The organism is Reyranella sp. (assembly GCF_965279465.1).
Taxonomy (GTDB): Bacteria; Pseudomonadota; Alphaproteobacteria; order Reyranellales; family Reyranellaceae; genus Reyranella.
In genome coordinates this window covers 4,111,778-4,123,876 of the sequence record NZ_OZ257242.1, presented here as the reverse complement: position 1 = coordinate 4,123,876, position 12,099 = coordinate 4,111,778, and the positions used below count along the sequence as shown (strand labels likewise).

The following is a 12,099-nucleotide window of genomic DNA, read 5'->3' as shown; positions in this document are numbered from 1 at the left end:
ATGGCAGTTCGGGTTGCAATCAACGGGTTCGGTCGCATCGGGCGCAACATCATGCGCGCCATCATCGAATCGGGCCGCAAGGACATCGAGGTGGTGACGATCAACGATCTCGGCCCGGTCGAGACCAACGCACATCTCTTCCGCTTCGACTCGGTGCACGGCCGCTTCAACGGCGAGGTCAAGGTCGACGGCGACATGATCGATGTAGGCCGCGGCAAGATGAAGGTCACCGCGGAGCGCGATCCGTCGAAGCTGCCGCACAAGGAAATGGGCGTCGACATCGCGCTCGAATGCACCGGCTTCTTCACCTCGAAGAAGGCGGCGAGCGCCCATCTCGACGCCGGCGCCAAGCGCGTGCTGGTTTCCGCCCCCGCCGACGGGGCGGACCTCACGGTCGTCTACGGCGTGAACCACGACAAGCTTACCAAGGACCATGTCGTGGTCTCGAATGCGTCGTGCACGACCAACTGCCTCGCCCCGGTGGCGAAGGTGCTGAACGACGCCGTCGGCATCACGCATGGCTTCATGACCACGATCCATGCCTATACCGGCGACCAGCCGACGCTCGACACGATGCACAAGGACCTCTACCGCGCGCGTGCGGCGAACCTGTCGATGATCCCGACCTCGACCGGTGCCGCCAAGGCCGTCGGCCTGGTGCTGCCCGAGCTGAACGGCAAGCTCGACGGCGTGTCGATCCGCGTGCCGACGCCGAACGTCTCGGTCATCGACCTGAAGTTCGTCGCCTCGCGCAAGACCGACAAGGACGAGATCAACAAGGCGATCAAGCTCGCCGCCGCCAACCAGCTCAAGGGCATCCTGGGCTGGACGGATCAGCCGAACGTCTCGATCGACTTCAACCACGACAGCCACTCGTCGACCTTCCACATGGACCAGACCAAGGTCATGGACGGCACGCTGGTGCGTGTGATGAGCTGGTACGACAACGAGTGGGGCTTCTCCAACCGCATGGCCGACACCGCCGTCGCGATGGGCAAGCTGAGCTGAGCGGCCCTTTCATCTTCGGTCGTTGCGAGGCCCGCGTCACCCCGTGACGCGGGCCTTTGCATTGGCCCTAGTAGCCGTAGCCGTAATAGCCGGGCGGCGGGCCGTAGTAGCCGGGACCGGGGCCATAGTAGCCAGGGCCATAGCCGCGGTTGTTATTGTTGCTGTTGGCGATCGCGGCTCCGATGATCGGCGCGATCTGCGACACGACGTTGCCGAACTGGCTGGTCGCGGGCGCCGGTGCCGATGAGTGGGCCTGGGAGGTTTGAGCCGGCTGGGCAGCCCGCGAGCGTGCGGCGACCTCGTCGTAGGTCAGGCGCGGCGCCGTGTCGGCCTTGAGGCGCGCGAGAAACTCGCCATCGATCGACACGTGGCCGTTGCCGCCCCGACTCAGATCGTACTGCTGCGCGGCGGACGTGGTGGCCGGACCGATTTGGCCATCGGCCGGGCCGGGATTGAAGCCCAGGGCGATCAGCTGATTCTGCACTTCGCTCACGTTCTCAGGCCCGAGGGGTATCGCAGGCTGGGTCTCCGCCGTGCCGGCTGCCGGCAGGGAAGCCTGTTGCGTCGGGGCAGCAGAACTATCAGTGGTGGTCTGGGCGCCGACGCCTGCCGCCCAGCCGATCAGGAGGGCGGCGACAGCTGTGCTCGCGAACAGCTTCAGCGGTTTGGGGTGGGAGCGGAACATCAAATTGGACATGGTTGTTCACCTCAGGGAGGGAACGCCCCAGAGGAATTTGGGTTGCCAGCGGCGCCCCCCGGCTGAGCGGTCCGCCCTTCACTTTGATCTTTGCGAAGCCCGCGTGACGCCGGCTTGTGCATGCCGGAGCTTCATTCCTGCTTCCGACGGTTGATTATTTGTTCACATCACACGTATTGACCGCAATACTCGGCACGCAATGCATGACCCGACGACCCCACGGATATTCGTCACCTACGACCCCAGCGATGTCGCGTTCGCACGAGAGCTACAGGCTGTCCTGCAGGCATCCGGGCTGTCGCTCTACCGGGATCTTGCCGATCTCGAGGGAGCCCAGGATTGGTGGTGGCAAGTCGAGACCACCATCAAAGTAGTCGACCATGTAATTCTGGTGCTCACGCCCAAGGCCCTGACGTCGCACTACATCCCGATAGAATGGCGGCTTGCCCTGCAGGAGGGCAAACATGTCTGGCTGGTTGCTGGCCCGGGACGGCTCGATTTCTCGCGCTTGCCGCGCTGGATGAGACGCGCCCCTCGATACGATATCGCCGTCCCGGAGAGCCGGAATCGCCTCGTCGCCGGGCTAAGGACCCTGGCGCTGCCCCGGCGCGTGCCCTTCATGGTTGACGCCGCGCCGGAAGGATTCGTCCCGCGGCCGGAGAAGGTCAGCGAGATCAAGCGCAAGCTCCTCGATGCTCACGGCAAGCCGGTGCCGGTCACGCTGGCCCTGTGCGGCACCAGTGGCTCCGGCAAGACCTCGCTCGCCAGCGCGCTGTGCCACGATCCCGACATCCGCGAGGCCTTCGACGGCGGAATCCTGCGCGTGACCCTGGGCGAGAAGCCCGACGATCTCGTGCGGACGATGGCCGAGCTCATCTTCATGCTGAATGGCAAGCGTCCGGATGTGACGTCCGCGGAAGACGCCAAGGCCAGGCTGGCCGAAGCGCTCGATGGCCGCCGGTGCCTGCTGGTGATCGAAGATGCCCGACGATTGGGCGATCTCGAGCCCTTCCTCCGCCGCGGGCGCAGGGACAGCTCGACATGCCTGATCACCACACGGGACGATCGCGTCCTTCCTTTGGAAGTCGAACGCATCGCCGTCGACGCCATGACGCCGGCCGAGGCGCTGGAGATGCTGGTTCGCGGCCTCCCCGAAGGAGCGGTGACGGCGGACCCTTCGCGGCTCGCGAAGCTCGCGGCTCGCCTGTGCGAATGGCCTCTTCTGCTGGGCCTCGCCAATGGCGTCCTGCGCAGCCGGCTTGCTCACACTGCGACTGCAGAAGCGTCGCTCGACTATCTCGAGCAGGCATCGAGGCGACCCCGGACAGCAGCTGGAATTCTCGATCTGAGCCTCGAGCAGCTGGAAGCCGACGAACGCGACCGCTTCATGGAGTTGAGCGTGTTCGCGCAGGACGCCGAGATTCCCATCCAGGCCGCGCTCGGCCTGTGGCAGACATCCGCGCAGCTCGGTCGACGTGAGGGCGAGGGTCTGCTGGTGCAGCTCGACGAGCTGTCCTTGCTGCTCCACTTCGACCGAGGCAAGGGAACATTCCGCCTTTACGACCTATTTCGCGAGCTGATGGGCGCGCGCCAGTCGACCGACCGGCTCGCCGCACTGGACCGCGGGCTGATCGTGCATTTGCGCTCGACCTGTCCCGATGGCGACCTCGCTTTTCTGTCGGATGCCTACGGTTTGCGACACGCGATCGGTCACCTGCGCCGCGGCGGTGAGGATGCCGTCGCCGACGCGCTGTTGCTCGATCCGCACTGGATGCAGAACAAGCTCGAAGCGCTCGGCGTCCAGCCGCTCCTTTCCGACTATGCCGGATGCTCGCCCGACACGGCGCAGGGCTTGATCGGCGCAACGCTTGCTCTCGTCGCGAACGCCATAGCGCACCGGCCCCGGGAGCTTGCGCCGCAACTGATCGGACGCCTGAGCGCAGGAAACGCTCCAGGGCTGGAGGCGTGCCTTTCGAAGGCAAAGGCCCTTCTCGGTCCCCCGGTCTTGCAGCCACTCCGTCCAACGCTGGCTCTGCCCGGTCCCGAAATGCGACGGTTCGAGGGGCATGGAGGCTCGGTCACTTGCGTGGCCGTGCTGCCCGACGGCCGATGCGCTCTCACGGGATCGGAGGACAAGACCCTTCGCCTCTGGAACATCGATTCTGGCGCCGCGTTGCGAGCCCTCGAGGGGCATGAAGGCTCAGTCACCTGCGTGGCGGTGCTGCCCGACGGGCGGCACGCCCTCTCGGGGAGCGAGGACAACACGCTGCGCCTCTGGGACATCGAGTCGGGTGGCCAGTTGCGACGATTCGAAGGACATGAGGGGCCTGTCACCAGCGTCGCGGTGCTGCCCGACGGGCGACGCGCCCTCTCCGGGTCCAAGGATAACACCCTTCGTCTCTGGGACATCGAGACGGGTGCGGAGCTGCGACGCTTCGAGGGGCACGACGACTGGATCAATTGCGTCGCGGCGCTGCCCAACGGGCGACACGTCCTCTCGGGGTCTGACGACAACACCCTACGCCTCTGGGACATCGAAGCGGGCGCCGAGCTGCGACAGTTCGAGGGGCATGGCGGCACATTCACCTGCCTGGCCGTGCTGGCCGACGGGCAGCGCGTCCTTTCGGGATCCGACGACAACACCATGCGTCTCTGGGACCTCGAGTCGGGCGCGGAGCTGCAATGCTTCGAGGGGCATGAATATTGGGTCACGAGCGTGGCGGCGCTGCCCGATGGGCGGCGCGCCCTCTCGGCGTCCTCCGACAATACCTTGCGCCTTTGGGAGATCGAATCGGGCGTCGAGCTGCGCCGCTTCGAGGGCCATGAAAGCGCCGAAGGAATTGAAGGCGATATCGCCAGCGTCGCGATCCTGCCGGACGGACGACGCGCCCTCTCGGGAGCCAACGACAACATGCTTCGCCTCTGGGACATCGAGTCGAGCCCCGAGTGGCGACGCTTTGAAAGGCATGAAGGCCCGGTCACGAGCCTGTCGGTACTGGCCGACGGGCAGCGAGTCCTCTCGGGGGCGCAGGACGACACTTTCCGCCTGTGGCACATCGCGTCGGGTGCCGAGCTGCGGCGCTTCGAAGGACATGAAAGAGGGACCACCAGCCTGGCGTTGCTGCCCGACGAGCGGAGCGCTCTCTCGGCGTCCTATGACCACACCATGAGCCTCTGGGACATCGAGTCGGGCACCGAGCTGCGACGCTTCCGCCATAAGGACATCGTCAGCGATCTCGTGGTGCTGCCCAAGGGACGACGCGCCCTGTCGGCACCCCACGACGGCACCCTTTTCCTCTGGAGCATCGCGTCGGGTGTCGTGCTGCGACGCTTCAGAGGGCATAGGGACTTCGTCACCTGCGTGGCGTTGCTGGCCAACGGGCGACGCGCGCTCTCGGGCTCCTTCGACGACAGCCTTCGCCTCTGGGACATCGCGTCGGGCACCGAGCTGCAATATTTCGAGGGCCATACGGACCGCGTCCAATGCGTGGCGATGCTAACCGACAGGCGGCGCGCCCTCTCAGGGTCCGATGACTGCACCCTGCGACTGTGGGACATCAAGTCCGGTGCCGAGCTGCGACGTTTCGAGGGACATCGAGACCAAATCACCTGCGTGGCGGTGCTTCCCGAGGGGCAACGCGCACTCTCTGGATCCTTCGACAACAGCCTTCGGCTCTGGGACATCGCGTCGGGCACCGAGCTGGCAAGCTTGACGTTCGATGAGCACGTCGGCGCTATCGCCTGGTCCGAATCGCTGAAGGCTGCCGTGGTCGGCGACGGTCTCGGACGCATCCACGCCATCGGGATAGTGGATAGCGCTCCAGACAGCGATTGCTGGACTCCGGTGAACGCCGCTAAGCGCCGCTCGCCCGGCGGTCGACTATAGCCAGTGCACGGCCACGACTTCGCCGGCCAGCACGAGAACCGTCAGCGCTGCGATCAGGGTGAGTGGGTCACGAATCAGGTTGATCATGGGAGGCCCTCATATCAACGGCATCGTAATCAGCGGTATCGTAAGGGTAGGTGCAAAGGGTACGCCCAACCTCGCCGCAGGTTACCGTGGCAAAGTTGGGGCATCGGGGGATCGTTTCGGCAGTCGGGCACGCGCCTGGTCTTGACCGGCGTCTTCTTTTCCTTCGTCCCGACGACCGAGGCTCGACGCGCCCCCAGGTCATCGGCAAGATCACGGCAGTACGCTGGGCAGAAGTAACTTGAGCAGATCCGATATGACCGAACTGCATGCTGCAGCAATGCCCGCCGGAAAGCGGCCCAAAGCGCGTGCGGGCAAGGCGACGTACTCGCAGTTCGCCGAGGACATCATTGCACAGCACTATCTCAAGGGAACCGAGCGCGGTACCTACGTGGATGTCGGATGCTGCTATCCGATCCTGGCGTCCAACACCTACGGCTTCTACCAGAAGGGATGGCGGGGCATCTGCATCGACGCCAATCCCGCCACTCGAGCGGCGTTCGAGGAACACAGGCCGGAAGACGTCTTCGTGCATGCGGGCATCGCCGAGCAGGAAGGCGAGAAACCGTACTATCGGTTTTCGAGTCCCGTTTACAACACGTTCGACCGGTCACGCGCCGACAAGGTGATCGCCAAGAACAAGCCGAGCGCCCGCTTTCTGGGCGAGATCAAGGTTGGGCTGTCGAGGCTCTCGACCGTTCTGGATCGATCCGGCAGCCCGACGAAGATCGACCTCATGAGCATCGATGTCGAGGGGCTGGAGCTCAGCGTGATCCGGTCCAACGACTTTGGGAAATACAGGCCTCGGCTGTTGATCTGCGAGCTGATCTGCAAGAGCGTCGCCGACGCCCTTTCCTCGGAAGTCTCGCAGACGATGACGGCCCTCGGCTACCGGCTGATCGCGGCAACAGGACACGACTGCTTTTTCCTGGACGAGCGCAGCTGACGGTTTCATGGCGTCGCCGCCGCCTGATCGTGGCAATGCGGAATCAGACCTCCTAAGCTGAACAAGTTCCAGCCCGACTTTCCGAGCGTTCGAGATCCAGTCGATGACCTTCAAGTACGGCATTCGGTCGATCAGCGATTTTGCAGGTGGAGAGCTCACGGTTTCGCATCTTCCGGAGATCGCGGCGGAGCATCGACCGTTCTTTCACGGATGGTCACGGCCGATGGCCCGTTTTACCCGCGATCATCGCCAGAAGGTAGCCTATCGATTCGGGCCGACCATTACCGAGCCCGGCATCGCCGAGCGCTGGCAGGATTTCGAGGCTCGCTACCGTTCGCAGAAGCGGCTCGACACGTTCTGGATGGCGGCAATCCACGATGTCGTCGTGGAGCCCCGGCTCCTGACCGTCCTGTCGGACGGTCTCTTCGTCCAGGAGAACATCCGGCCGGCAACCGATTTCCCCAAGCTCTTCCCCGGCATCGACGATCACGACATCAAGCGCGTCGTCGATTCACCGAACGAAAGGTTCGATTCGGGAATCGCCTTCACCCCGACCGTTACGGTCGATGAAGCTTTCCTGCTGGGTTCGGGAATTTTCAGAAACTACTACAATTGGACCGTGCGGTACGCGTCGCGCCTGCGGATCTTCAAATCCTTGCCCAAGCACGTGAAGCTGCTCACGCCGCCGTTGAAACGACACATCCTCGGATCTTTAGCCCTGCACAACGTCAACCGCCGGCGCGTCGTGCCGGTCAAGAAGCCGGTCTTCGTACGCACGCTCCATCTCTGCGCCCCCTCCTCCGTCGGTCGTCACGAGCTTTCGCCGCAGCTCGTCCTCGGATTGCGCAGGCCGTCGCTTCCGAAAGGCGGGGAGGCTCCGACTGCCAAGAGGCTTTTCATCCCCCGCGTAAACGTCAAGGTGCGTCGAGTGGTGAACGAAGCGGAGGTCATCGGCGCCCTCTCGAAACTGGGTTTCACGGTCTTCGACTGCGCGCAGCACTCGGTCGCGGAACAGGCTCGCGCATTTCACGCCGCCGAGATGATCGTCGGAACGCATGGCGCCGGTTTCGCGAACATCGTCTATTCGAGACCGGGAACGACGGTCGTGGAGATCATTCCGGAAGGCTATGATCAGGGCGTCACGTCCTACAGGAGCCTGGCCGACCACTTTCGATTGAAATACATACCCCGGTTCGCCCAGGAAATCGTCCCGGACCCGACAGGAAACCGGTGCAACAGCGACGTGCGCATCGACGTAGCGGAACTCGTGAAAACCGTCGTCCACCTCGCCAAAGCGAGGGCTGCGGCCCAGGGCTAGGGGACGATCTCCAACTGCCAGCCGGTCACGGACATGCCGATCTGGGCGAACGACCCCTCGGGCGCGTAGACCTCGGGATTCAGATTGATGTGACGGATCTCGTAGTCCGCGGGATCGTCCGAAAACCTCGTCGCGAGCTCCGGATATTTCGCCTTCATCATGGCAACCGCCGCCCTCACTTGCGGGGCACCGATCACGAAGGTGTAAGAGCGTGGGTCCGAAAACGGCTGACCGCCGAACGCAGTCGTCGGATATCCGCGATCCAGCAACGTGTTCGAGTGCGCGGCCGTCGCCTGGACGATCGGCTGGTTGGTCCCCTTGTCCCACATCGCGTGCTCGAGGCCTTCGCTCCTCCGGTAGGACCAGCCGCGCGAATCGAACAACACCATGCCGAACCAGAAGCTCTGCCTGTGGACCCTGTCGCGGAGATTGTAGTAGGCCACGGCCTGCGACACGCCGCGGTTGGATTGGCGGGACCGCGGAATCTTCGCGACGAAGGAGTATTTTGCCTTCCTGCCCGACGCAAAGGGCCGGGCCGGCGCCGCCAGATCGGCACCCAGCACGATGGTGCCGAGATCGAACCTGTCGCGCAGGTTGGCCGCGATGCTGGCGCTGTGGATGTTGATTCCGATTTCGCCGCCGCAGGCCTGGATGGCGGTGGCGCCGGGTGAGGCGGGAGCGACGGAGAGCTGGCAGTTCCGCCGCGGCGCCGGCGGTGCGAAGCCGGTGTCGTTCGCGAGCGTTCGATCCTCCGTCGGCTGCAGCTGGTAGTGCGCGCCCCAAAGCGTGACGCCCGCGGCGCCCCTCGGCGGATTCGAGTCGACGTACGAGATGGATCGCGCGTCGGTCACATCCGTCGGCTGGCTCACGAGGACCTGGGCGCCTGCCCCGGAAACGTCGAGCAGCGCGGCGACAGCCAGACATATCGCCCGGAATGAGGTAACTGGCGCCGCCGGTCCTGGCTTTCGCATCGAAGCATGGAACCGCTTTTCATCTGAGCGCGCCACTCCAGTGGCGCTCATGATCATGAGATGAGCGCCACTGGAGTGGCGCGCTCCGACGAGCGGAGGCCGCGTCAGTCGCGGAAGGCGCTCTCGAGCGTGATCGATGAAGGCGCCGGCGGCCGCGCCGACTGCAGGGCGACGAGGCCGACGAGATGAACGAGCATCAGCTTGCTCGCCTTCTCCGCCTTGCGCTCCAGGATCGCCTCGACGATGTCGCCGTGCTCGTGCGGGCCGGCGCAGTTGTGGAAGCGCTCGGGCGCGGCGAGCGAGAAGTGCATCGTCGAGCGGGTCAGCAGCGAGCGCACCAGCCTGGTCAGCTCCTCGTTGCCGCACAGCTCCGCCAGCAGGATGTGGAAGTCGCCGGAGAGCGCGAACAGGCGGCCGCGGTCGTTGCTGCGGGTCGCCGCCTTCTCCTGCGCGACATGCGACTTGAGGCGCCGGGCGGCGGCGGTTGAAAGTTCTGCGCTGAGGCGGCGGACGATGGCCGCTTCGAGCATCGAGCGCACGTCGTAGATCTCGCGCATCTCCTCGACCGTGAGGGAGGGCACGAACGTGCCGCGGTTGGGAACGGCGGTGAGCCAGCCTTCGTGCACCAGCCGGTGCAACGCCTTGCGTACCCGCTCGCGGCTCACCGCGAGCACGCGGGCAAGGGCGGGCTCCTGCAGCTTCATGCCCGGCGCCAGCCGGCCCCGATGCATGGCGCGCCGGATCGCGTCGTAGACCGCGGCGTCGGCCGCGACGTCGCCTTTCTTGGGCCTCGACTTGGGGCTCATTGCTGGGAGCGCGGGTCTCCAGACCCGCTCATGAATCTGAGCGGGTCTGGAGACCCGCGCTCCCAGCGATGAGCCCTAAGCCGCATCGATCTCCTCCACGGCGGCGACCAGCAGCCGGAGGCCCTGGGCGAAGTCGGCGAGATCCATCGCCTCGTCGGGATTATGGCTGCCGTGGTCGTTGCGCACGAAGATCATGGCGGTCGAGACGCCTTGCGTGCCGAACACCGCCGAATCGTGGCCGGCGCCGCTCGCCATCGACACGGCCGGAATGCCGAGCTCGCCGGCGAGACGTTCGAGCCGCGCGCGGAGGCCCTTGTCGATCGGGCCCGGCAGCGCGTTGGTGCAGGCGCCAAGATCGATCGTCACGCCGCGCCGCGCGCCGATCTCGGCCGCGACCGTCCGCAGCTCGTGGTCGATCGCGAGCAGCACTTCGTTATCCTCGCTGCGGATGTCCATCGAGAACCAGACCTCGCCCGGGATCTTGGTCATGGTGTGGACGGCGGTGTCGGTATGGAACTGACCGACGGTCGCAACCAGGTCCTTGCCCGCCGCCTCGTGCGCCAACCAAAGCTGTTCCAGCCGACTAACGAACTCCACGGCGGCCAGCACCGCGTCCTGCCGCGACTCCCGCGGCTCGGCACCGGCATGGCCATAGCGGCCGGTCACATGGCAATCACGATAGCGCAGGTTGCCGCGGATGCCGGTGACGATGCCGACCGGCAGGCCCTTCTGCACCAGCACCGGCCCCTGCTCGATATGCAGCTCGAGGAAGCATTTTATTCGCGCGGCATCGAGCTGTTTCTCGCGCGCCCGGATGCGCTCGGGTTCGAAGCCCCGCTCCGCCATGTGCTGCGCAAGGGAACGGCCGGTGTCGGGCCGCTTGCAGAAATCGAGCGCCTCGGGTTCGAGCAGACCGAAGGCCGCGCGGCTGCCGATATAAGGCGCGGGAAACCACGACAGCTCCTCGGCACGCACGCCCATCACGGTGATGTCCCGTTCCGGCTGGCGGCCGGCGCGACGCCAGCGCGCCAGCATCGCCATGCCGGCGACCACGCCCGCCGCGCCATCGTAGTTGCCGCCCTCCGGCACCGAATCGAGATGCGAGCCGGTCATGATCGCGGGCAGGCTGCGGTCCCGGCCCGGCAGCGTCAGATAGAGGTTGCCGGCGGCGTCGATCCGCTTCTCCAGCCCGAGCGTCTGGCCGATGGCTTGCATCAGCTCGTGCGCCATCTGCTCGCCGTCGCCGTAGGAGGCGCGGGTGACGCCGAGGCGGCCCTGCGAATGGCGGCGCAGATGGTCGAACCACTGGCCGGCCTGCGCGGCTTCCGCCTGGAGATCGCTGTGGAGATTTGACATGGGGCCGTCCAGGACTGGTAAGATAATGTGCACATTACGTCAAGGAATGTGCACATCGTTGGGGGGACGATGACGATTGCTCCATATCCGCGCGACCTGATCGGCTACGGCGGCAAGCCGCCGGCCTGGAAGCTGCCGAACGGCGCCAGGGTGGCCGTGTCGATGGTGATCAACTTCGAGGAAGGCGCCGAGATGTCGGCCGGCGACGGCGACCCTTCCACCGAGAAGCTCGGCGAGATCGTCAGCATCATCCCCAACGGCAAATGGGACCAGGGCACCGAGCAGGTCTTCGCCTACGGCATGCGGGCCGGCATCTGGCGCATGCTCGACTGGCTGAAGCGGCACGACCGGCGGATCACCTTCTACATGTGCGGCCGGGCGATCGAACGCTCCCCGCAGATCGCCCGCGCCATCGTCGAGGCGGGACACGAACCGGCGAGCCACGGCTGGCTGTGGCGGCCGCAGTCGGACTACGACAGCGAGGCTACCGAGCGCGCCGACTTCGAGCGCTGCATCGCCGCCACGATCGCTGCGACCGGCGAGCGGCCGCAGGGCTTCTTCAGCCGCGGCAGCGAGAGCCCGTGGACGCGCACGATCCTGCGCGACCTCGGCTTCGCCTACGCCAGCAACGGCTTCGACGACGACTTCCCCTACTGGGACCGCACCGACGCTGCCCGCCCCCTGCTCGTCGTGCCCTACGCGCTCGACAGCAACGACATGAAATTCTTCCATCCCAACGCCTTCGTGAATGCCGACGATCTGGTCGCCTATGTGCGCGATGCGCTGGAGGTGCTGGTGGCCGAAGGCGAGGCCGGCTATCCGCGCCTGCTCAATATCGGCTGGCATCTGCGGATCGCCGGGCGGCCCGGCCGCTTCGCCGCCTTCAAGCGCATCCTCGAACTTCTGGACGGTTACGGCGACAAGGTGTGGGTCACCCGGCGCATCGACATTGCCCGTTGCTGGCAGGAGCAGTTTCCGGCGTAATTGGCATGCGGCTTGCGTTTCACCCCAACCAAGGGAGACGACG

The 12,099-nt window shown here is 65.5% G+C and carries 9 protein-coding genes; 5 read left to right on the top strand and 4 right to left on the bottom strand.

Going from position 1 to position 12,099, the window contains the following annotated elements:
• Complete coding sequence (gene gap, locus ACQY8M_RS20085) at positions 1-1,008, top strand: type I glyceraldehyde-3-phosphate dehydrogenase (protein ID WP_428658667.1); 1,008 nt, start codon at positions 1-3, stop codon at positions 1,006-1,008.
• A 67-nt stretch (positions 1,009-1,075) separates the two neighbouring features.
• Here the strand turns inward: gap and ACQY8M_RS20080 are convergent, their stop codons facing one another.
• Positions 1,076-1,705 carry a peptidoglycan-binding domain-containing protein gene (locus tag ACQY8M_RS20080; protein ID WP_428658664.1) on the bottom strand — a complete coding sequence of 210 codons (630 nt, stop codon included), beginning with the start codon at positions 1,703-1,705 and terminating at the stop codon, positions 1,076-1,078.
• A 199-nt stretch (positions 1,706-1,904) separates the two neighbouring features.
• Between ACQY8M_RS20080 and ACQY8M_RS20075 the strand changes: the two genes are divergently transcribed.
• From ACQY8M_RS20075 to ACQY8M_RS20065, 3 genes are all read left to right on the top strand, one after another.
• Positions 1,905-5,591 (top strand): TIR domain-containing protein, encoded by a 3,687-nt coding sequence (locus ACQY8M_RS20075; protein WP_428658661.1) that lies wholly within the window; start codon positions 1,905-1,907, stop codon positions 5,589-5,591.
• Positions 5,592-5,931: 340 nt separating this feature from the next.
• Positions 5,932-6,621, top strand: coding sequence for an FkbM family methyltransferase (locus tag ACQY8M_RS20070; RefSeq protein ID WP_428658658.1), 690 nt, complete (start codon positions 5,932-5,934; stop codon positions 6,619-6,621).
• A gap of 103 nt (positions 6,622-6,724) precedes the next feature.
• On the top strand, positions 6,725-7,939 hold the full coding sequence (locus ACQY8M_RS20065) for a glycosyltransferase family 61 protein (protein ID WP_428658655.1): 1,215 nt from the start codon (positions 6,725-6,727) through the stop codon (positions 7,937-7,939).
• Here ACQY8M_RS20065 and ACQY8M_RS20060 read toward each other — a convergent pair.
• From ACQY8M_RS20060 to ACQY8M_RS20050, 3 genes are all read right to left on the bottom strand, one after another.
• Entirely contained in the window at positions 7,936-8,808 is an 873-nt protein-coding gene (locus tag ACQY8M_RS20060) for a hypothetical protein (RefSeq protein ID WP_428658652.1), read from the bottom strand. The two genes, ACQY8M_RS20065 and ACQY8M_RS20060, sit on opposite strands and share 4 nt — an antisense overlap.
• A 206-nt stretch (positions 8,809-9,014) precedes the next feature.
• Positions 9,015-9,716 carry a GntR family transcriptional regulator gene (locus ACQY8M_RS20055; protein ID WP_428658649.1) on the bottom strand — a complete coding sequence of 234 codons (702 nt, stop codon included), beginning with the start codon at positions 9,714-9,716 and terminating at the stop codon, positions 9,015-9,017.
• 75 nt (positions 9,717-9,791) lie between these two features.
• Positions 9,792-11,072, bottom strand: a complete 1,281-nt coding sequence (locus tag ACQY8M_RS20050; RefSeq protein ID WP_428658646.1) for a Zn-dependent hydrolase — start codon at positions 11,070-11,072, stop codon at positions 9,792-9,794.
• Positions 11,073-11,141: 69 nt separating this feature from the next.
• On the opposite strand from ACQY8M_RS20050, the gene ACQY8M_RS20045 reads away from it, so the two are divergent.
• On the top strand, positions 11,142-12,056 hold the full coding sequence (locus tag ACQY8M_RS20045) for a polysaccharide deacetylase family protein (RefSeq protein WP_428658643.1): 915 nt from the start codon (positions 11,142-11,144) through the stop codon (positions 12,054-12,056).
• The last annotated feature ends 43 nt before the right edge of the window (positions 12,057-12,099 follow it).